Here is a 22,171-nt window from a genome sequence, read left to right as displayed (position 1 = left end):
AACGAAGGATGAAGATGAAGCTTCTGTCGGTTGCGTCCGAAATCTATCCGCTGATCAAGACCGGGGGGCTGGCCGATGTCGTCGGCGCGCTGCCCGGCGCGCTGGCCGGCCATGATGTCGAGACCCGGACGCTGGTGCCCGGCTATCCGTCGGTCCTGTCGAAGCTGGGCAAGGCCAAGGCGGTGCGCCGCTATGACAAGCTGTTCGGCGCCCCGGCGACGGTGCTGGCGGGGAAGGTCGGTGACCTCGACCTGCTGGTGCTGGATGCACCCGATTTCTATGCGCGCGAGGGCGGGCCCTATGGCGACCATGGCGGCAATGACTGGGGCGACAATTGGCGGCGCTTTGCCGCGTTGGCGCGGGTCGGGGCGGACATTGCGGCGGAGGGCGTGAAGGGCTGGGTGCCCGATATCGTCCATGTCCATGACTGGCAGGCGGCGATGACGGCGGCCTATATGCGCTTTGGCCCGGCCCATGCCGTGCCGCGCGTCGTCACCATCCATAACCTGGCCTTTCAGGGGCGGTTCGGACCGGAGATTTTTGCCCAGCTGGGCCTGCCGGCCGAAGCCTGGGGCATGGATGGCGTCGAATATTATGGCGGCACCGGTTTCCTGAAGGCGGGGCTGGTGTCGGCCGATGCGATCACCACGGTCAGCCCGACCTATGCCGAGGAAATCCGCTCGCCGGTCCATGGCATGGGGCTGGACGGGCTGATCAACGGGCGCAGCGACAAGCTGCACGGCATATTGAACGGAGCCGATACCGATATCTGGAACCCGGCCGAGGATGAACTGATCGCGCGGCGCTATAGTGCGCGCGCTCTGAGTGGACGCAGCGCCAACCGGCGGGCGCTGGAAAAGCGCTTCGGCCTGCAGCGTGACGATGCGCCGATCTTCGTCATCATCAGCCGCCTGACCTGGCAGAAGGGCATGGACCTGATGATGAACGCGATCGACCATCTGGTCGGGCTGGGCGCGAAGCTGGCGGTGCTGGGATCGGGCGATCATGCGCTGGAAGGCGGTTTTCTGGCGGCGGCGGACCGGCATTGCGGCCGGGTGGGCGTGCAGATCGGCTATGACGAGCCGCTGTCGCATCTGTTGCAGGCGGGCGGCGACGCGATCCTGATCCCGTCGCGGTTCGAGCCATGCGGCCTGACCCAGCTTTATGGCCTGCGCTATGGCTGCGTGCCGGTGGTGGCGCGGGTCGGCGGCCTGGCCGATACGGTGATCGACGCCAATGAGGCGGCGGTGAGTGCGGCCGTGGCGACCGGCATCCTGTTCGCCGGCGACGATACGCTGGCGCTGCACGGCGCGATTGCGCGGACGGTGCGGCTGCATGGCGAGCCCGAGGCCTGGCAGGCGATGCAGCGCGCGGGCATGCGCGCCGATTTCAGCTGGACGCACAGCGCGGCGCGCTACGCGGCCCTCTATCGCAGCCTGCTGGAGCGCGAAGCCGCATGAGCGCGGGCGGGTTCGGGCCGGTGATCGATGCCGGCGGAACCCGCTTTGCCGTCTGGGCGCCGGAGGCGACGCAGCTCTGGCTCTGCCTGTTCGATGCCGACGACCGGGAAACCCGCCTGCCGATGGCGCGGGGGGGAGAGGGTGTCTGGCAGGTCCATGCGCCGGGCGTCGGTGCCGGGCGCCGCTATGGCCTGCGCGCCGATGGCCCTTATGATCCCGATCATGGCCTGTGGTTTGACCCCGACAAGCTGCTGCTCGATCCCTATGCGCCGGCGATCGACCGGGCCTTCGTCCACGACCCGATGCTGGCCGCACCGCGCGGGCAGGGGGAGGACACGGCGCCGCTGATGCCCAAGGGCGTGGTCGCCGCGCCGTTGCCGCCGGTTGCGCCGAAGCCGCCGTGCTTCCAGCCGGGCGGGCTGATCTATGAATTGCAGGTGCGCAGCTTCTCGCTGTTGCATCCCGACATTCCCGAGGCGCAGTGCGGTACGATCGCCGCACTCGCCCATCCGGTGGTGATCGATCATCTCCAAAAGCTGGGTGTCGGCGCGGTCGAGCTGATGCCGATCAACGCCTGGATCGATGAGCGGCATTTGCCGCCGCTCGGCCTGCGCAATGCCTGGGGCTATAATCCGGTCAGCTATTTCGCGCTCGATCCGCGGCTGGCGCCCGGCGGGCTTGCCGAACTGCGCGATACGGTGGCGGCGCTGCACGACGCCGGGATCGGCGTGATCATGGACATGGTCTATAATCATGACGGCGAAAGCGACAGGTTGGGGCCGACCTTGTCGCTGCGCGGCCTCGATGCCCGCGCCTATTTCCGGCACGAGGCGGACGGACGGCTGATCAACGATACCGGCACCGGCAACAGCGTGGATTGCAACCAGCCGATGGTGCGCCGGATGATCCTGGAATCGCTGCGCCATTTCGTGGTGCAGGCGGGGGTCGACGGCTTCCGTTTCGATCTGGCGCCAGCGCTGGGGCGGCTCGCGGACGGGTTCGATCCTGATGCGCCGCTGTTGGCGGAGATGCGCGCCGATCCGGTGCTGGGCGACCGCATCCTGATTGCCGAGCCATGGGATATCGGGCCGGGGGGCTATCAACTGGGCCGGTTCGGGCCACCCTGGCTGGAATGGAATGACCGCTATCGCGACGATATGCGGCGTTTCTGGCGGGGCGACGCCGGTACGATCGGCGCCTTCGCCACGCGGTTGGCGGGATCGTCGGACCTGTTCGATGGCATCACCCGCAGCGTCAATTTCCTCGCCGCCCATGACGGCTTCACTTTGGCCGACTGCACCGCCTATGCGGACAAGCATAACCTCGCCAATGGCGAGGACAATCGCGATGGCCATGGCGAGAATTTCAGCTGGAACAACGGCGTGGAGGGGGTGAGCGACGATCCGGCGGTGAACGCGGCGCGGCGGCGCGACATCAAGGCGCTGCTCTCCACCCTCTTCTGCTCGCGCGGGACGATCATGCTGACGGCGGGCGACGAGTTCGGGCGCAGCCAGATGGGCAACAACAACGCCTATGCGCAGGATAATGGCATCAGTTGGATCGAGTGGGACGCGCGCGACCGGGAGATCGAGGCGCATGCCTTTGCGCTGGGCCAGTGGCGGCGGAATTGTGCCGAGCTAACCGACGTGGCGCTGCTGGGCGAGGGCGATGTCGTCTGGCTGGACGAGGGCGGGCAGCCGCTGACCGTTGCCCAATGGGAAGACCCCGCGCGGCGGCGGCTGGTGCTGCATTTCCGGGCGTCGGGCCTCAGCCTGTGCATCAATGGCGCGGAGGAGGATTTTCTTTTCGAGACGCCTGGCGGTCCCCTGATGGTGCCGGGGCGCAGCGTGATGCCGCAACGCCGTAGCGTTATCCCGGAAGGCGCGACCGCGCCCGATTGATGCGCGGCGATCCAGCCGCCATCCTGCCCGCCGATCGGGGGCTTCCTTCGCCCGCCAAAGCATGGCTAAGCAGGGGGCAAAGGGAGCAGGACGACAGATGACGGAAGCAGGATCGGCGGCAGGACCGGGATCGGACGAGGAGCGGGATCTGCTGGGCGGGCGCTGGCTGACGGGCGATACGCCCTATGGCGCGATGATCGACCGGCTGCGCGACTTCCTGGATCATGTCGCGGCGGCCAAGCTGGACGACGCTACGGCGCAGGCGCTGGACGCGGACCTGGCCGCCTGGACGCAGCGTCTGACGCCGATGGTGGCGGACGAGGCGCATCGCATGTTCGGCCGGGTGCGCGACGCGCCGGGCCATGGCCAGGTGTTTGCGCCGGCCTTCATCCCCGATCAGATGGGCGATGATTCGCTCCATGCCCGCGTCACCTTTGGCGCCTTCCATCTGGGCGCCAACTATGCCGCCCATGGCGGGGCGGTGGCTTTGCTGTTCGACGAAATATTGGGGCTGCCGGCGAACATGAACGCGCAGCGCATGGCGCGCACCGCCTATCTGCATGTCAATTATCGGGCGATCACGCCGATCGACAAGGAATTGCAGGTGAGCGCCTGGGTCACCAAGGTCGAGGGGCGCAAGCGTTTCGTGCGTGGCGAACTGCGTGACGGCGATCTGCTGTGTGCCGACGCCGAGGGGCTGTTCATCGAATTGCTGCCGCATCAGCAATAAGGCGGGAACCATCGCCGCATTGGCCCGTTCTGTTGCATGAGGCCGCCGCACTTCCCCCCCCGCTCGGGCGGTCTCGCAGATCGGGCCCGTCGACATCCCCCCGTCGACGGGCCTTCTCTCTTTTCAGGACAATGTGACGAGCGCGCCATCCTGCGCGGCGGACTGGCGGATGGCGTCGAGTAGCGCCATCGCCGCGACGCCATCATGGAAGGTCGGGACCGGGACGCCATCGGGCATGGGCCGCCCTTCGACGCCGGCGCGTAGCGCTTCGCACAGGCGGATGAAGGGGGCGAGTTCGAACAGTATCGCCGCCTTGCGTGGGTCGTCGGTTTCGATCGGCGGCAGGCCAAGGTCGGCATCGACCGGCAGGTCGCGCACGCCATCCCGGTCGGCGATCTTCACCACCCCCTTGTCGACCCAGAGCGTGCCATGGGTGCCGGCGACGCGGCTGATATTTTCGGATGGACCCCAGACGCCGGCGCTGTGTTGAAGTACGCCTTGAGCGCCATTCTTCATGCCGAAGCGGACGACATAGCTGTCCTCCGCCGCGTCGGCCGGGCGGTCCGACACGGTGGGCAGGGTGGCGCTGAGGCTGTCGACCTCGCCCAACCAGACGCGCAACTGGTCGACCAGATGCGAGCCATGGGCGCCGAGCCAGCCGCCGCCGGCGCCGGCATCGAACCACCAGCGCGGCATGCGGGCAGCGGGATCGGCGACGATCGGCAGGACGCTGGACAGGGTCACATAGCGCGGATCGCCGATCAGCCCGTTGGCGATGGCGCGGCCGATCATCGCGCGATCGGGCGCCCAGCGAAACTCGTTGCCGATCAGATGCGTGACGCCCGCCTGTTCCGCCGCCGCCAGCATCGCGCGGGCCTCGGCCAGGTCGGCGGCCATCGGTTTTTCGCAAAGGATATGGCAGCCGCGCCCGATCGCGGTCAGGGCAAGCGCGGCATGGCTGGCGGGGGGCGTGGCGATCGTCACCGCGACCGCGCCGGTGCGGTCGATCGCTTCGCTGAGATCCGTGAAGATGTCAGCGATGTTGACAGCATCGGCGCGGCGGCGGGTGCGGTCCGGATCGGTGCCGATGAGGCCTGCCACCTCGAACCCGGCAGCGCGCAGTGCGGGGACATGGATGCGACAGCCAAAGCCGGTGCCGACGACGATCGCGCGGGGGGCAGGGGACATGGTTGATCCTTTCGGGCGGGTCAGGTGGCGGGGACGGCGGCGAAGAAGTCGATCCCGGCCTGGGTCGGGAAAATATATTCGAGATAATGGCCAAGCTCCGGCGCATCGACGAAACAGCTGTCCATGAAGCCCGGATTATGGCGGACATGGGGGACGGGCAGGCCGTCGGCTTGCGCGCGGGCGAGCAGGGCCTGCCACTGCGCGGCGTCGTGGATCAGGTAGCCCAGATGATGATGGCGCATCTGGAAAACATCGCCGGGGGCGAGCCGGTTCATGTAGATGTCCGATCCCGGCCCGGAGGCGGTCAGCAATTCATACATGACCGGACCGACCCAGGCCAGTTCGACGCGGATCTGGCCGCCGGCCGCCAGCGGTCCTTCGAGCCGACGAAAGGTGCCGATGCCATAGCGGTCAGCCAGGATCGCCTGCGCCCGGTCGATATCGTTGGTCGCATAGGCGATCTGGAAATGTTCGGCGCGCAGCACGCCCGATGCCGGGTCGACAAGCGGCGATGGTCGGCGCAACAACATGGGCGCTATCCTCTCGGCATGATCCCGTTCGCGGGATTCGGTATGAAGATAGTATATGCTATCTTTATGGAGCAAGGCGCGTACGCCCTGATCCGCCCCGGCGATATGGGACGATGATGATGCAGGAAATCGGCGTGGGCCTGATCGGCTATGGGCTTGGCGGGCGGGCGTTCCACGCGCCCTATGTGCTGGCGACGCCGGGCATGGCGCTGCGCGCGGTGGTCTCGCGCGATCCGGCCAAGGTCCATGCCGGCCTGCCGGGCATGCAGGTGGTGCCCGATGTCGATGCGCTGCTGACATTGCCGGGGATCGATCTGGTGATCGTGTGCAGCCCGGACGAACTGCATGCCGACCATGCGATCGCGGCGCTGCGGGCGGGCAAGCATGTGCTGGTGGACAAGCCCTTCGCCACAAGCCTAGCCGATGCGCGCCGGGTCGCGGCCGAGGCGGAAGGCGCGGGCAGGTTGCTGGCGATCTTCCAGAACCGGCGCTGGGACGCGGATTTCCGCACCTTGCGCCGGTTGATCGCCGAGGGACGGCTGGGCGAGATCATCCAGTTCGAAAGCCATTTCGACCGCTGGCGGCCGACCCCGGCGACGACCTGGAAGGATGCGCGGGCGGCGGGCATCTGGCAGGATCTGGAGCCGCACCTGATCGACCAGGCGCTGTGCCTGTTCGGCAAGCCCGAAGGGGTGAGCGCGGACATTGCCGCTCTGCGCGAAGGGGCGGTGTCGCCCGATTATTTCCATGTGACGCTGCGCTATCCGCGCCATCGCGTGCTGCTGCATGCGACCAAGCAGGCGGCGGCGCATGGTTTGCGCTTCGTCGTCCATGGCACGGGCGGCAGCTGGATCAAGAATGGGACCGACGGGCAGGAGGCGGCGACGGTCGCGGGGCAGCGGCCCGAGGGGGCGGACTGGGGCGTCGATCCGCAGCCGGGCCATCTGACCGATGCGGCGGGCGATAGCCATATGGTTATGAATGAACGTGGCGATTACCGGCTGTTCTGGCAGGCGCTGGCCGATGCGATCCGGGGCGAGGGCGCCAATCCGGTGCCGGCGAACGAGGCGATCGCGGTGATGGAAATATTGGAAGCAGGCCTGCGCAGCAGCGCGGAAAGGCGCGAAATCCGACCCTGATCCCCGGTCGGGGAAAGCCCCGATACATGGTCTGGAAATAATTTGGTAGCAAAGGGGATTAAAGCCGCCACTGAGGCGTAAGTGACGTATGAAACCCACGTCGCCCAAGGTCGTCGACCTGCTGCCCGCGCTGATGCGCTACGCCCGTCGACTGACCGGCAATGAAAGCGATGCCGAAGACCTGGTCCAGGATGCGCTGGTGCGCGCCTATGCCAATGCCGACAGCTATCAGCGCGGCCGGCCACTGCGCGTCTGGCTGTTTTCCATCCTGCATAATGTCTTCGTCAGCGGCACGCGACGGGCGGCCGTGCGCGAACGGTTCCGCGCCGACGCCGTGGCGCAGGCCGAGCCGGTAGCGGCGCCGGCGCAGGAGCAGATGGTGCGACTGCACCAGATCGAGGCGGCGCTGACCGCCCTGCCGGAGGAGCAGCAGGCCGTGCTGCATCTCGTCGCGGTCGAGGGGCTTTCCTATCAGGATGCGGCCGACGCGATCGGCATTCCCATCGGCACGCTGATTTCGCGCCTGTCCCGCGCCCGCGCGAAGCTGCGCGCACTGGAGGAGGGGGCGCCAGCCGTGCGCCCCGGCCATCTGCGCATCGTGAGGGATTGAGCCATGGCGGAACTCACCATCACCGAATGCGAACTGCACGCCTATGTCGACGACCAGCTCGACGCCATGGGGCGGCTGGAAGTGGCCGATTATCTGGTGCGCAATCCCGATGTGGCCGCGCGCGTGCTGGCCGATCTGTCGGTGCGCGACGCGATGCGGGCACTGGCGGAGCGCGACGAGCAGCCGGTGCCGCAACGCTTGCATGACAGCGCCCGCAAGGTGGAAGGCGCGCTGCACCGCAGCCGCCTGTTTCGCCGGTTGAGCGGCGGGCTGGCGATGGCGGCGGGCATCGTTGCCGCGGTGGCGCTGGGCGTGGGCAAGCTGAACATGGGCGTGGCGCCGACGGCGCAGGCGATGCCGGTGTTCATCGAGGAGGCCTTGATGTCGCACAAGACCGCGCTGGTGCGGTCGCACATGAAGTCGCAGCCCGAAATCCCGCATTTCGACCCGGCCGATGTCCGGTCGGCCACCCATATCAACGTGCCGGTACTGCCGGCGGGCTGGCGGGTGCTGGATGTGCAGCTCTTCCCGTCGGACTATGGGCCGAGCCTGCAACTGGTGATCGATGCGGGCGAAAAGGCGCCGGTATCGCTGTTCGCGGCGCGGGCTGTCACCGGCCTGCCGGAAACGCCGCGCACCCAGGTCGTCGACGGCGAGACCATCGCCTACTGGGCCCGCAAGGGCACCGTCTATGTGCTGACCGGCGTGGAATCCCAGGATTTCCTGCAGAAGCACGCGGCCGATCTGGCCAATAATCAGGACGCATGAATGAGCATTGATCTCTCGCAACAGACCGGCGCGCTGCGCCGGCAGGCAGATGTCTGCGTCATCGGCGCGGGCGCGGCCGGCATCACCACCGCGCGCCGGCTGCTGGCGGCCGGGCATCAGGTGCTGCTGCTGGAAAGCGGCGGGCTGGACTATGAGCGGGAAACCGCCGACCTCAACGCCGGCAAGAATGTCGGCCAGGCCTATTATGATCTGGACGATGCGCGGCTGCGCTTCTTTGGCGGCACGACGGCGATCTGGGGCGGGCGCTGTGCTACGTTGGACCCGATCGACCTCCAGCGCCGCGACTGGGTGGCGGGATCAGGCTGGCCGCTGTCCTGGAACGAACTGCAGGACTATTATGGCCAGGCGCGCGGCATATTCGAGATTGGCGACGAGCCGGCCAGTGCCGACGCGCTGAGCGCCCATGGCGTGCCGCTGCCGGGGTTCGATCGGTCGGAACTGCACATGCCGGTGTGGAATTTCGATCCGCGCTTCAACCGCTTCACCTTCGACGCGTGCCAGGATCTGCGCGATCATCCGCGCTGCGAGATCATCACCCATGCCAGCGTCACGCGGATCGTTACGAAGGATGGCGCGATCAGCCGGATCGAGGCGAAGGCGCTGGCCGGCGCGCATCTGCATGTCGAGGCGCGCGCCTTCGTGCTGGCGGCGGGCGGGATCGAGAATGCCCGGCTGCTGCTGGCGTCGAACATCGGCAATGAGCGCGACCAGGTCGGCCGCAACTTCATGGAACATCCCCATGCGCGCGGCGGGCGGATCGTCGATGCCAAGGCCTGGCCACTGCTCAAGGCCTTCGGCCGGCGGCACCGGATCGGCGGCCATGACATGGCAGCGCTCATCACGCCCTCTGCCGATCTGCAGCGGCGCGAGGGGCTGCTCAACAGCTCGCTCACCATCGTCGGGCGGCAACCGGCGCGGGCGTCGCAATTCTGGGGCATGCGCGCCTATGGTTCGCTCAAGCATGACATGTCGCCGACCCGCAGTGGCCGGCGGATGTGGATGATGACGAAGAAGGCGGCGACCTGGGCCCAGCGCCATGTCGATCCGCTCCGCCCCTGGCTGTTGCACAAGGCGCGCAAGCTGGAAATCGCGCTGCTGGTGCGGGCCGAACAGGCGCCCAATCCCGATAGCCGGGTGCTGCTGACGAAGGAGCGCGACGCGCTGGGCGTGCCGCGCGTGGCGCTGGACTGGCGGCTGTCGGCGATCGACAAGCATAGCGTGACGGGATTGGTCGATGGCCTGGGCCGTGAACTCAAACGGCTGGGCATGGGCCGGGTCGAGCGCGCCGACTGGCTGGACGAGCCGGGCGAGCTGTGGCGCAACGATCCGCTCATCTCGTCCCACGCGATCGGCGGCTATCATCATATGGGCACGACCCGCATGGCGACCGACCCGCGCCAAGGCGTGGTGGATGCCGACGGGCGCGTGCATGGCCAGGCCAATCTCTATGTCGTGGGCTCTTCGACCTTCCCGACGTCGAGCTGGGCCAATCCGACGCTGACCATCGCCGCGCTGGCGCTGCGCACGGCCGATCGGCTATCGGTCGTGCTTAACCGGCCAGTGGCGCAGCCGGTACGGGTGCCGGGACTGGCCAAGGCGTCGTAGCGCGCGCTTTGAGGTTCGTCGAATGGCGGCGATGCGGTGGGAACAAGACATAGCCCCTCCCTTGCAGGGAGGGATTGGGGTGGGTTGCGAGCATAGCGAGCGTAGCGAGCTTCTGCCCTATCGACCGTAGACCGCCGCTACGCGGCGCACCCACCCCCGGCCCCTCCCTGCAAGGGAGGGGAGTAGGAAACGTCCGCTTCTGGTCGTTTCTCGACAGGCTCGAAACGAACGGATGTGGGTGCTGCGGGCAGAGGGCGTCAGTCGACCGGGCCGTGGAATTCGGCTTCGACGATGCCGAGGTGCCAGCCGGGCGGGACGGCGTCGGCGCCGGTGTCGCCGGCCTGGCGGGCGCTGGCCAGTTCCACCACCTTGCCGAAGGCGTCCTTGTCCTGCACCGGGCCGGTCTGGCGGATGCGCAATGACTGGCCGGTCGTGGCGGGGAAACGCAGCGTGGTGTAGCCGAGCTGCCGTTCGGTCTCGCCGCGCCAGACGCTCTTGCCGTCGATCGTCAGTTCGAGCGGATAGGCGCGCGAGCGCCAGCCGACCAGTTTCAGGTCGATTTCGCTGAGGCGCACCGGCGTGGCGAAGCGATATTCGATCCAGCCATTGTCCGGCTTGCCGTCGCTCGCCCAGCGGGTGAGTTCATTGTCGTCGACGGTGGCGCCGGCATCGGCCTGTCCTGACCCGGCGCGGATATCCTGCGCAACGAAGGTTGTGCGATGCTGCGTGAAGCTGGGAGTGGCGGGCGTCGGGCCGCGCACCAGGCTGCCGGGCTGGAAGGCGTCGGCGAAATCGGTGGAGAGCCCGCCCTTGGTGGCGGCGGGCAGCTTGGTCTGGATCGACAGGCTGGCGGCCTTGAGGCCCGGCGCGGTCGCGGTGAGCGATACGATGCCGGCCTTGGTGCCCGCGCGGATCAGGACGCGGTTAACCCCGCCCTCCAGCGGCAGGTCGGGTGAGAGGATATAATTATCCTCCTCGCGCGCGGTGCCGGCATAGGAGGTGGTGCCGTCCGCGCCATGCGCCTTGGTTACCACCGCTTCACCTTCGGTCTGGCCGGCGCGGACCTTGCCCTGACTGTCGCCCTGGGCAATGCCGCCGCGCCAGAGCGCCGGCCCCTTGAGATCGAAATGGACCTTGCTGGCGTCCACCGGCACGCGGCGGCCCTGCGCATCGACCGCCTCGACATCGACCAGCGCGATGTCGGCACCGTCCATGACGAAGCCGCGCGGCGAGACATGGGGGGTGAGTTTGAGCGCGACCGCCGGGCCGGTGGTGGAGAGGCTATATTCCGACGTCTTGCCATCGGCGTGGGTGGCGACGGCGCGCAGCGTGCCGGGGGCGAAGGCGATAGCCTTCCAGCTGAAGAGGAAGCTGTCGCTGCGCTGGCCCTTGCCGAGCGAGCGGCCGTTGAGGAACAGTTCGACGCTATTCCCATTGGACACGACGGCCATGTCCTTGACCGTGCCGGGGGCGTAGTTCCAGTGGCCGATAATGTGGGTAGCGGGAGTGACGCTGTCGACCCAGTCGTTCCACATCACCTGATGCGCGAAAAAGCCCTGCTTGGGGATGCGCACGGCGTCGACCTCACCCGAGCGGCGGTAATTATTGTCGCCGCGATAATGGGTGTTGCTGTCCGACCAGATGATGTTGACGCCGCCGGAACTGACGCGGGTGCCGGTGCCCGGCCGCATGACATAATAGTCGTTCCAGCGCTTCACATCCTCGATGGCGTGGCTGTCCTGGTTGCGATTATAGGCGGGCGCATCCTTGTGGAAGGGCGGGGTGAAATTGTCCTGATAGGCGCGGGCGGCTTCGTCGCGGCTATATTCCATCGACCACATCGGATGCTTCGCGCTCTTGTTGATATACATCATCTCGCCGCCATATTCGGCGACTTTGCTGTCCAGCATTTCGCGCGATCCGATGGCGCGGCCGCCATGGGGATCGTAGAGGTCGCGGATCGCCTTCATCTCCGCCATATGCGCTTCGCTGATATTCTCGTTCCCGCTTTCGTAGAAGAGGATCGAGGGATTGTTGCGATTATAGATGATCGCGTCGCGCATCACTTCCTTGCGCTGGTCCCAGCGGCGGCCGGTGACGTCGCTTTCGGCGTCGCCCGCCGGCATCGCCTGCATCAGGCCGACGCGGTCGGCGGATTCGATGTCCTGCTTTAACGGGGTGACGTGCATCCAGCGGACCAGATTGCCGCCGCTCTCCACCATCAGCGCGTTGGAAAAGTCGCTGATCCAGGGCGGGATGGAGGTGCCGACGGCGGGCCATTCGTTGGAGGTGCGCTGGGCATAGCCATGGACCATGATGGTGCGGCCGTTGAGGTCGACCTTGCCATCGCCGAAGCGGGTCTGGCGGAAGCCGGTCTTCGTGTCGACGCTGTCGATCACCTTGCCCTTGTCCATCAGGCTGGTCGTGACGGTGTAGAGATAGCCATAGCCCCAGCTCCAATAATGGAGGTCGGCGACCGGCGCGGCGGCGGCGAGGGTAGCGCTCTGGCCGGGCGCGATCGAGGTGGCGGCGCTGTCGAACCGGGCGACGCGGCGGCCGGCGGGATCGCGGATTTCGACGCGCAGCGACAGGGCGCGAGCGGCGGCGCTGTCGTTGCGGACCTGGCTTTCGGCATGGATATTGGCGCGGCGGCCGGCGATGTCGAAACCATCGGCCCAGACATATTGGCCGGTGGTGCCGAGCGTCGAATAGAGCGGCAGCGTCTGATAGACTGGCCCGGTCAGGTGGAGCCGGACATTCTTGGTAATGCCGCCATAATTGACGTTGAAATTGTCATTGTTCCACTGGAAGCCGCTGCCAGTGGCGCGTTCCTTGTATTTCCAGTCATTGTCGACGCGCACGGCAATGACATTGTCGCCGGGCTTGAGTGCGGCGGTAATGTCGGCGCCGAAGGCCATCACGCCATGTTCGGACAGCGCGACCGAGCGGCCATTGACCCAGATTTCGGCGGCCTGGCGCACGCCTTCAAATTCCAGGAAGGCCTTGCCGCGCGCCGCATCGGCGGGGAGGGTGATGTGCTTGCGATACCAGATGATGCCGGTGGACAGCGCCTTGATATCGCGGGCGAAGGCCTGCGTCTCGTTGAAGGCGTTGGGCAGGGTGACGTTCTGCCATCCCTTGTCGTCAAAGCCGGGCTGCTGTGCGCCGGCCTGATCGCCGGTGGTCATCAGCCAGCCGGGATTGAGATTATAGGTCTGGCGCGGCGAGGCGGTGACGGTGGAGGCGTCATGGGCGGCGGCGGGGAGCGCGGGCAGGAGCGGCGCCAGCGCCAGCAGGGCCAGGCCACCCCGCAACTGACGCACCCGCGCGCCGACAGCCGATTTCCGCTTCATGCCCTTGCCCTCTCCGAATATTGGTCAGGCCACTTTGGGCGATGCCGGGCGAGGGGTCAATAGATATCCCTAAAAATGGATATGTGATCCATATATTGGTCAGTCAGGTGGGGCGTGTGTGGCGCCGCCCACCCGATCGAGGGTCAGCGTTCGCCCTGCTTGCCGGCGCCCAGATAGAAGCTGGTGTGCGGCGGCTGGTTATAGGCGGTGTTCTGCCAGGCGACGCCGAGGCGATAGACCGGATCCTGCATCAGCGTGACGAAGCGGTGCGTGGTCGGATAGGGGGTGGTGTAGATGCGCAGTTCGCGATTGTCGGCGCTGCGCCATACCACTTCCTCGCGCCAGTCGCCGATCAGGTCCGCCTGCAGCGCTGGTGTCGCCTTGGTGCCGTTGTTGGACGACAGGCCCTCGGGCGAGAGCAGGGGGATTTCCTTGCCATTTTCCCAGTCCCATTTGGAAATGGTCGTCTTGTCGAGCAGTTCGCGCAGCAGGTCGCCATCCCACCAGATGGCGAAGTTCATCTGGCGCGGGCGCGGGCCGATCGGCTTGCCGGCGACGTCGAACAGTTCGGCCGAACTGGAATTCCAGAACTCGGCGCCCCAGTGGCGCGGATCGATATCGGCGGCGACGCCGCGGCCGGTATCCTTTTCGGCCGGGGTGGACCAGAGCATCTGGCCGGTGCGCGCGTCGAGAAGGGCGGAGCCGATCATGCCATTCTGGCGCTGATCCTCGAACACACCGAATTTTTCGAGGCCGGGGCGGGCGGGGTCGAGATCGCTGACATGCATGGTGTCGCCGTGGAAGAGCGGCTGGGTCCACAGCCCCTTGCCATCGTCGTCGACCGCCATCGAGCCGTAGATCACCTCGTCGCGGCCGTCGCCATCGACATCGGCGATCGAAAGCTGGTGATTGCCGCGCCCGGCATAGTCGCCCTTGCCCGGCTGGCTGCTGTCGAACAGCCAGCGCTGGGTCAGCTTGCCGTCGCGCCAGTCCCAGGCGGCGATCGCGGTGCGGGCATAATAGCCGCGACCAAAGACCATCGAGGGCAGATGGCCGTCGAGATAGGCGACACCGGCCAGGAACCGGTCGGACCGGTTGGCATAGCCATCGCCCCAGCTTTCGGTCAGCTGCTCGGTCGTGGGATTGCCGCCGGGATAGCGCGGCGGATCATAGGGGGCGGTGGCCAGTGCCTTGCCAGTGAGGCCGTCGAAGACGGTCAGATATTCCGGCCCCTTGACGATGCGGCCCTGCATCGGCGCGACCTTGGTGCCATCGGCAAGGACTTTGGCGCCGGTGCGGTCGCGCTGCGGCACTTCGCCATCATGGCCGCGCCAGTCGGCCTTCGCGTCGCCGATCACCGTGCCGATGCCGTCGATCGTGCCGTCGGCGGTCTTCATCGCCACTTCGGCGCGACCGTCGCCATCGAAGTCGAAGGCCAGGAACTGGGTATAATGGGCGCCGGCGCGGATGTTGCGGCCAAGGTCGATGCGCCATAGCCGCGTGCCGTCGAGCCGATAGGCGTCGAGGAAGACCGAGCCGCTATAGCCGCCCTGGCTATTGTCATGGCTGTTGGTCGGATCCCATTTCAGGATGATCTCGTAACGGCCGTCGCCGTCCAGATCGGCCGCGCTGGCATCATTGGCGGTGTAGCTGAACGACTCGCCGGCCGGGGTGACGCCGTCGGCGGGGGGCGTGAGGGGGATGGAGAGATAGGATTTGTCCCACATCATGGCGGGGGAGGGGGCGCCCTTGTCGCCGATCCGCTGCACCGCATAGCGGCTGGTCGTGCTGCCCTTCCTGTCGACGAAGGCGGTGGCTTCGCCGACGCGGCTGTCATGGATCGGCTTGCCGTCGCGCAGCAGGCGGAAGCGGATGGTGGCGGGATCATCGGTCAGTAGACGCCATGTAATAAGCATGCCGCCGCCTTGTGTTGGTAGCGCTACCGCGCCACGATCAAGTCGTTCGGCCGCTATTCGGGCGGTGGGGCCAGTTGCTAGTGCCATGGTCGAAGTCGCCAGCCCGAGCATCATGGTAAAGGCCCGAATAGTGGTGCGCATTTGCATCAATCTCCCCTCTGGATCACTACTGATCCAAATATTAGAATTGCATCCCACATATAGGTTCAGTAACTCTCCGTCTAGAAACTGATTCGACGACCGTGGGGAAACGGAGTCGGTCATGGGTGTTCTGGGAGAGAGGGGATCGGCTATGCGCGAGCATACCACTGAAAGTGCACGAAATTTTTCAAACATCGCAATGGTTCGCCGGACGCTGAAGGGCGCCTCTGCCCTCGCCATGGCGGGCGTCATGCTGATGTCGGCTTCAGCCATTGCTCAGACAAATGACGAAGGCGAAAAGAAGGAAGGCGCCGTTTCGGCCGCCGATATCGTCGTCGTCGGCACCCGTGCCTCGCTGCAATCGGCGATCAACCGCAAGAAGGAAGCGAACACCGTCGTCGACTCGATCGTCGCCGATGATATCGCCAGCTTCCCCGACAAGAATATCGGTGACTCGCTCGCCCGCATCACCGGCGTCCAGCTGAGCCGCGAATTTGGCGAGGGCAACCAGATTTCGATCCGTGGCGTCGAGCCCGACCTCAACCGCGTCGAGATCAACGGTGTCAGCCAGGTCAGCGCGCTCGGTTCGCGCGCCGGCGACTTCCGCGAAATCGCGGCCGAACTGGTCAAGTCGATCGACGTCTACAAGGGCTATGCTGTCGACCTGACCGAAGGCGGCATTGGCGGCACGGTGCGCGTCGAAACGCGCAAACCGCTGGAACTGAAGGATCCACTGATCTCGATGGTCGCGTCGGGCCAGCATCTGGATCTTACGGAAAGCTGGAAGCCGCGCCTGACCTTCTTTGCCGGTGCGCCCAAATCCCTGATCGATGGCCTGGGCATCCTGGTCAACGCTACCTATAGCGACGTCGACACACGCCAGGATTATATCAGCAACACTAATTGGCAGCGGCTGGCCGATTTCGATCATTCGACCGATAAGACGGTCGCTAACCCGCTCTACAGCAACTATAATACATATGAGAGCTGCGCTGGCGTCGGTGGTGCGACCACCGGGGCCGCCACCGCCAACCGGCTGGCGTGCGAAACCCAGTTCTTCGACTGGGCGCCGACCGTGCCGCGCTATCGCCAATTGGTGCGTAATGACAAGCGCATCTCGGCCGATGTCACATTGCAATATCAGGTGGCGCCCAATTTCCGCGCCTATGTCAACGGCCAGGTCAATCTGCGCAACCAGAAGCTGCAGGACACCAACTATTCGGTGGATTTGGGCCGCATCGAGCGCTTCAACCTCGATCCGCAGCTGGCAGCCGGCGCGGGCGGCGGCACGTCGCGTCGCCGGGTCCAACTGGGCACTTCGACGGTCAACGGGAACCATGTCGTCACCGGCCTCACCACCGCGCTTGACGCCGTCAACATCGGCACCGCAACCAACCCCAACTGGAATGGTGCGGCGAACATCATCGGCGTGCAGCGCCGCGACTTCGATTATGACCAGGACAGCAAATATTTCTCGGGCGGCTTTACCTGGGAACCCAATAGCCGGTTGAAGATCGACGTGATGGGATCGCATGCGACCGCCCATACCGATCAGCAGACCAACCTCATTTCGCTGGGCACCAGCGTGTCGGGCATCACCATCGACCGCAACAATGACCAGGGGCTGCCGGTCTTCAGCTTCCCATCCAATTTCGACCCGGCCGATCCGGCGGTCTATGCCGACTTCACCCGCACCGGCGCCAATGGCCAGGTGCTGCCGGTCTATGGCCCCGGCCTGCAATATCGTCCGGGTGAGTTCAACAATACCGAAGATCAGTTCAAGATCGACGTCGATTGGGAAATTGATCACCCGATCGTCAGCAAGATCGAATTTGGTGCCCAGGGGCGCAAACAAAAATTCCTGAACTATCAGGGTGGTGGTTCGGTCCTGCTGAATCCGACGACGATGACCTATCAGTCGTCGGCGAATGTCTCCTACACTACCAATATCGTTGCCAATCCGACCCAGACGCGCAACGGCAATACCTGGTATATGACGCCCGCCCAATATACCGCGCTGATCGGCGCGATTGGCGGCACCACGGGTGGCGCGCCGCTCTTTTCCGGCCTGAAGGGCGCGCCGGCTGGCCTGCCCACGGGGCTCGCCTTCCCCAATTTCGATGCCGAGGAACTGGGGAAATTCTACGATCTTTCGGGCTTCGATCATGATCTGGTCCGCTTCGCCGATGGTTTCCCGCAGGTGCCCAGCGCCAAGATCGACGAAACCGTGCTGGCGGGTTATGTCATGGCGGATATCGATACCCAGATTTTCGGCATGCGCCTGACCGGCAATGCCGGCGTGCGCTGGATGCATACCAAGGATGAAGGGACCGGCACCAATGTCAGCCGTGTGACCCGCTTCACCCCGACGGGCGGCACGGAAACGGTCGTGCTGGCGGCGCAATCGGTGACGATCAGCAACAGTTACACGGACATCATGCCGGCCTTCAACGCCAATCTGGAACTGGCGCGCGACCTGTTCCTGCGGGCCAACTGGGCCAAGAATTTGGCGCGACCGCGCCCGACCGACCTGGTGCCCAACATCAATTGCTTGGATGACATCACCATCACGGGCACGGACGATACCTGCACAGCGGGTAATCCGGCGCTCAAGCCCTATCGCGCAGACCAGTGGGAAGTGAACCTGGCCTGGTATCCCAACGCCGACACGATGCTGAGCCTGGGCTATTGGAAGAAATATGAATCCAGCTTCGTCATTCCCAATGTGACCCGCAGCGGCGTGGACCTGTTCAACGACGGCTCCAGCTATACGGTGCGCCAGCCGGTCAATGGCTTTGGTGCGCTGCTCGACGGCATCGAGGCGAATGCGCAGACTGCCTTCACCTTCCTGCCCAAGCCGTTCGATGGTTTCGGGGCTAGCGCGAATTTCAGCTATTCGCGGGCGTTGCGGACCAACCTCACCAACAGTGCGACCGGGGCGGAACTCAAAGAATATCCCGGCATGTCGAAATATACTTATAATGCCAGCTTCTTCTACGACAAGGATTGGCTCAATTTCCGCCTGAGCTACAATTATCGCTCCAAGTGGATGCAGACGGTGATTGATGCCAATAACGGCAATAACCCGCTCTATCGCAAGGGTGAAGGCTATCTGGACGGCAAGATCACGCTGCGCTTCCCGCAATATCATTTCAGTGTCTTCCTGGAAGCGCAGAACCTGACCAAGGAATCCACCAAACTCTATATCAACAGCGATATGCCGGTGGAGATGGCCTATCCCGGTCAGCGCTTCTTCGTCGGTATCCAGGGCAAGTTCTGATCCCATTCCCTTGGGGAAGGGCAAAGACGCGGTTCCGGGCATGTTCCGGGGCCGCGTTTTCTTTTGCGGGTGGGCGCGACGGGGCAGGTCGGGTCATGGGAAGGTGACGCGCCCGCTTTTCGAAAACCGCGGTGTGCGCCCCGGATATTGGCAGCGGGCGCGTCGCCCGCTCGATATCATCCGGGCGCGTCCTGTCCTGTCGTTTGTCGGCACGACAGTTGTGCGCCGTGCGCAGAAATGGCGTGGATGCGCGCGCTTGATCGGCAAGGATACACAGGGATCGGTTGCTGTCGCGATGTTGGGGGGGCAGCTGGGTTCGAGCCAGCGACCTACTGATTGAAAGCCCCGCTACATCGCGCCATTCGAGGTCAATTATGGTCATCGGGCGGCTCGCGGGCACGTAAAACCGCGACATTCAGTCATTCGGCGTCAGTCGACGGCAGTGAAGGATAGCGGCCGTTCGGTGCTCGGCGCTGTGCTTGAAAAGGAATGTCGCTTGGTCATACGCAATCTCACCGAAGCCCGCATCAGGGACCTGCCTCTCGCCTCCGGAATCTTCCGGGACGAGCAGGTCAAAGGCCTGATGGTCATATGCCACAAGACAGCGCGCTGCTATGCCGTTCAGGGCGACGTGCGTCACGTCAGGACGGTGCGGGTCAAGATCGACCGCTGCGACCGGATCGGATTGCGCGAAGCTCGTAACCGGGCGAAGACGTTGATGTCGCAGATACAATCCGGCGTAGACCCGACGGAGGGGCCGGCCGAGACAGGCATAACGTTGGCGCGGGCTCTGAAGACCTATCTGCGCGGCATCGAGGCGGGCCGCAGCAACCCATCTGGCGCCATCGTCGGCAGATTAGCAGCTGTTCTCGGTTGCCACCCGAGCGCACTGCTGGATCAAGGCACAGTGGGCTAAGTGGCCGTCTGTCTCAATCAAACTCTGACGTTAGCCTGGAAGAGAAGCCCTGGAATACGCTCGTGCGGACCTTGACCGACAGGCTCTGGCTCACAATAGTTTCCTGAACTCAATAATTTGGAAAATTCATGCCAGACGAGAATGCAAAACGGCAAGATATTGAGCAGGCAGTCAATGCCCTTCGATCACTTTCCCCCATCCAAGTTGAAGTCCTTACGGACATCATTGCCAAATTTGCGGAGGAGCAAATTAGCGAGCACATCCGTAATGATTTTCTCGATGAAGATGCATTCGAATATTTTTCTACTCGTCTTGCCGCGCATCATGCATCAAGCGGAGTGGCACTGAAAAAGGAGAACTTCGAACACATACTCGAACAATCCTTTAAACGCACCGGCCATGATGCGAAGCGAACGGATAGCATGGTCCACCGAGGCGCTGATCTTGAAGTCGATGCTCGCTTTTTCTCGCTTAAAACTGAAGCCGCCAAGGGCTTAAATCCCAAGTCGATCACGATTTCAAAGTTGATGGAGGCCCGGTGGATTAGAGACCTGAACGGTCCTGAAGATGCTCCCGAACAGGTGAAAGAACGCATTCTCTCGCATCTCCAAGAATATGAGCGAATTTTCATGCTTCGGAGCTACGGCAACGAGGAACGGGTCCGTTATGATCTTCGGGAAATCCCGAAAGATGTCTTGGCTGCGGTGGCAAACCTGGAGGCAAAAGATTTTGGGAAGATTACAAAAGCCGGTGGTACTAGCGCAGAAGTCAGATTGAACGGCCGAAAAGCGTTCAGGCTTGTCCTTGACGGCAGTCGAGAAAATCACAATCTCAGGCTTAGATACGGAACTATGCCCGCTGCATGCGTGGTGGGAGCTAGGCCGTCCCGGTTAGACAGATAGAGACAACTGACCGCTAGCCTGTGAAGTCGCCTCCAATTCCCCATCGATGTCAGCAAGGATTGCGCGTGCTATCTGGCCCGCCACCACCGGCGGCACAGCATCTCCGATCTGTCGGTACTTGAACGACAAGCTTCCCTTGAACTGGTAATCGGCAGGGAAGCCTTGGATTAGAGCCGTCTCCCTCACTGTAAGGAGCCTGTCCTGCTCGGGATGAGAGTAGCGGCCGTTGCCGGGGTGGCTGCACTCGCGGGTCACCGTCGGCGCCTGCCGGTCCCATGCAAGCCTACCGTAAATGTCGGGGAATGACCCAGGCTTTTTCGAGTTCATGCTCGGAATGCGCAAATGAGCCAGTTTCTCTGGAATGTCGGTCCAACTCCCCCCATCCTTCGGGATGGCCTGCATCCGCGCCATGGACCCATCCGTCATACGAGGAGACACATGCATCGGGTCGTCAGGGTGCTGCTCTCCCGCCTGAACGGCAGGCAGGTGGCCGATTGCGTCCCTTACAGTCGCGAACGATTGCCGTTCCGGAACGTGCCACTCGAAGCGACCGCCCAATTTTGCAACGATCAGGGAGCGAATACGACTCTGCGGAAGGCCCAGATGTTTGAGATCGTGCACCTCGGCAAAGACGTCGTACCCAAGTTCTGTCAACCGACGATGAAGGCCCTGATAGTGGTGTTTGTGTCGTCCACGAAGCAATTCCTTGACGTTCTCGACCACCACATATTTCGGCTTCCACGCCTCCGCATAGACAGCCGTGCGCTCGACGAGGTGGTTGCGGGAATCATCGCGGGCATGGTTGCGCGATTGCTTCTGGCTGAAGCCAGTACAGGGCGCACAGGAAATGAGCAGGTCAACATCGTTCGGCTTAAACCCAAAGTGGGCGGCGACGTCTTCAGGAGAAATAACCGCAAGGTCAGCAGAGAGGGGCCGGAGCCCTAGGTTCGCCTCGTAGGTATCGTTGCAGGCAGTCGCGCCGACTGGATGGCTGGGCTTAGCTACCTCAAGGTCCACGGCACCGATCGGCGTGAAGCGCCCCGTGCGGGCAAATCCAGTGGATATTCCGCCACCGCACGAAAACAGATCAACGAACTTCAATTCCCTACCTCACAAACGGCGGTAAGCTTCCACCATCTATACCGAAGGCGAACAATTCGGGAACGATGAAAGCGCCGTTGATGGAAAATTATCACAACAGACACGAATGATGCATCCCATTGCTCCGACTTTTTCGGTGCCTATTGGGTACTCAGATGGAAGATGTCGCGCGCTACGGCGGCATAAGTGCCATCAAGATGATGTTTTATAAGGGTTAAAATGGTGAGTCCAGCTGGGTTCGAACCAGCGACCTACTGATTAAAAGAGCGAAAGTTGTGGCGTATTTATATTTCAATTCAGGTACTTAGCTGCACCCTTGCTTGACCGAGATATGAATGCGCCACAATGATTTATTTCGACATACAAGCACAGTCGCACAAATCTGGACACGCGCAGCGTCGTGATGCCCACGCTGGGGATGGCCATGCAGAATTGATCCCACTGCAAGTTCCATCCTAAGAGCCTGTCTTGAATCTCGTGCGTAACGAGCGATGCGCCTGATGAGGACGACAGCAGCAGCGGCATATAGAAGTGCAGTTGCGGATTTGATGGTTCGCTCGAAGTCCTTTGCCAAGCGTCGATTTCGATTGAGCCATGCGAAGGTTCGTTC

General features: G+C 64.0%; 15 protein-coding genes and 1 pseudogene. 10 read left to right on the top strand and 6 right to left on the bottom strand.

The window, feature by feature from the left end:
- The first annotated feature begins 8 nt into the window (after window positions 1-8).
- The 3 genes from glgA to A0U87_RS07365 all read left to right on the top strand — a co-directional run bounded on the left by glgA (window position 9) and on the right by A0U87_RS07365 (window position 4,091).
- Complete coding sequence (gene glgA, locus A0U87_RS07375) at window positions 9-1,460, top strand: glycogen synthase GlgA (RefSeq protein WP_137405400.1); 1,452 nt, start codon at window positions 9-11, stop codon at window positions 1,458-1,460.
- Window positions 1,457-3,361 (top strand): glycogen debranching protein GlgX, encoded by a 1,905-nt coding sequence (gene glgX / locus A0U87_RS07370; protein WP_048937287.1) that lies wholly within the window; start codon window positions 1,457-1,459, stop codon window positions 3,359-3,361. The genes glgA and glgX overlap by 4 nt, the downstream gene beginning before the upstream one ends.
- Before the next feature lie 97 nt (window positions 3,362-3,458).
- Window positions 3,459-4,091, top strand: coding sequence for a PaaI family thioesterase (locus A0U87_RS07365; protein ID WP_048937286.1), 633 nt, complete (start codon window positions 3,459-3,461; stop codon window positions 4,089-4,091).
- A gap of 123 nt (window positions 4,092-4,214) precedes the next feature.
- Here A0U87_RS07365 and A0U87_RS07360 read toward each other — a convergent pair whose 3' ends face one another.
- Both A0U87_RS07360 and A0U87_RS07355 read right to left on the bottom strand, forming a co-directional pair.
- Entirely contained in the window at window positions 4,215-5,279 is a 1,065-nt protein-coding gene (locus A0U87_RS07360; protein ID WP_137405399.1) for a Gfo/Idh/MocA family oxidoreductase, read from the bottom strand.
- A 20-nt stretch (window positions 5,280-5,299) separates the two neighbouring features.
- Complete coding sequence (locus tag A0U87_RS07355) at window positions 5,300-5,809, bottom strand: hypothetical protein (RefSeq protein ID WP_048937284.1); 510 nt, start codon at window positions 5,807-5,809, stop codon at window positions 5,300-5,302.
- A gap of 113 nt (window positions 5,810-5,922) precedes the next feature.
- Between A0U87_RS07355 and A0U87_RS07350 the strand changes: the two genes are divergently transcribed.
- From A0U87_RS07350 to A0U87_RS07335, 4 genes are all read left to right on the top strand, one after another.
- Complete coding sequence (locus tag A0U87_RS07350) at window positions 5,923-6,948, top strand: oxidoreductase (protein WP_137405398.1); 1,026 nt, start codon at window positions 5,923-5,925, stop codon at window positions 6,946-6,948.
- A gap of 88 nt (window positions 6,949-7,036) precedes the next feature.
- A complete protein-coding gene (locus A0U87_RS07345) occupies window positions 7,037-7,558 on the top strand; it encodes a sigma-70 family RNA polymerase sigma factor (RefSeq protein ID WP_048937283.1) in 522 nt (173 codons plus the stop codon).
- A 3-nt stretch (window positions 7,559-7,561) separates the two neighbouring features.
- On the top strand, window positions 7,562-8,326 hold the full coding sequence (locus A0U87_RS07340; protein WP_004211880.1) for a hypothetical protein: 765 nt from the start codon (window positions 7,562-7,564) through the stop codon (window positions 8,324-8,326).
- Window positions 8,327-9,952: a GMC family oxidoreductase gene (locus A0U87_RS07335; RefSeq protein WP_048937282.1), complete on the top strand. Its 1,626-nt coding sequence runs from the start codon at window positions 8,327-8,329 to the stop codon at window positions 9,950-9,952. It begins immediately after the preceding gene.
- A 257-nt stretch (window positions 9,953-10,209) separates the two neighbouring features.
- Here A0U87_RS07335 and A0U87_RS07330 read toward each other — a convergent pair whose 3' ends face one another.
- Entirely contained in the window at window positions 10,210-13,305 is a 3,096-nt protein-coding gene (locus A0U87_RS07330) for a DUF4982 domain-containing protein (protein ID WP_137405397.1), read from the bottom strand.
- 143 nt (window positions 13,306-13,448) lie between these two features.
- Window positions 13,449-15,368: a rhamnogalacturonan lyase gene (locus tag A0U87_RS07325; protein WP_276309029.1), complete on the bottom strand. Its 1,920-nt coding sequence runs from the start codon at window positions 15,366-15,368 to the stop codon at window positions 13,449-13,451.
- Window positions 15,369-15,561: 193 nt separating this feature from the next.
- On the opposite strand from A0U87_RS07325, the gene A0U87_RS07320 reads away from it, so the two are divergent.
- The 3 genes from A0U87_RS07320 (at window position 15,562) to A0U87_RS07310 (ending at window position 20,460) form a co-directional block, all read left to right on the top strand.
- A complete protein-coding gene (locus tag A0U87_RS07320) occupies window positions 15,562-18,642 on the top strand; it encodes a TonB-dependent receptor (RefSeq protein ID WP_240700529.1) in 3,081 nt (1,026 codons plus the stop codon).
- 496 nt (window positions 18,643-19,138) lie between these two features.
- A complete protein-coding gene (locus tag A0U87_RS07315) occupies window positions 19,139-19,558 on the top strand; it encodes a helix-turn-helix transcriptional regulator (protein WP_199909701.1) in 420 nt (139 codons plus the stop codon).
- A 128-nt stretch (window positions 19,559-19,686) separates the two neighbouring features.
- The gene (locus A0U87_RS07310) at window positions 19,687-20,460 is read left to right on the top strand and encodes a hypothetical protein (RefSeq protein ID WP_137405395.1); all 774 of its coding nucleotides are present in this window, start codon (window positions 19,687-19,689) and stop codon (window positions 20,458-20,460) included.
- Here the strand turns inward: A0U87_RS07310 and A0U87_RS07305 are convergent.
- Window positions 20,449-21,561, bottom strand: coding sequence for a DNA cytosine methyltransferase (locus A0U87_RS07305; protein ID WP_206366585.1), 1,113 nt, complete (start codon window positions 21,559-21,561; stop codon window positions 20,449-20,451). The two genes, A0U87_RS07310 and A0U87_RS07305, sit on opposite strands and share 12 nt — an antisense overlap.
- 481 nt (window positions 21,562-22,042) lie before the next feature.
- Window positions 22,043-22,171: pseudogene (locus tag A0U87_RS07300) on the bottom strand (IS5/IS1182 family transposase); the annotation flags it as partial.

It is taken from the genome of Sphingobium sp. MP9-4 (assembly GCF_005281675.1).
GTDB classification, from domain to species: Bacteria; Pseudomonadota; Alphaproteobacteria; order Sphingomonadales; family Sphingomonadaceae; genus Sphingobium; species Sphingobium yanoikuyae.
Note: the sequence above shows the minus strand (reverse complement) of the source record. Positions and strands in the feature narration are given on the sequence as shown.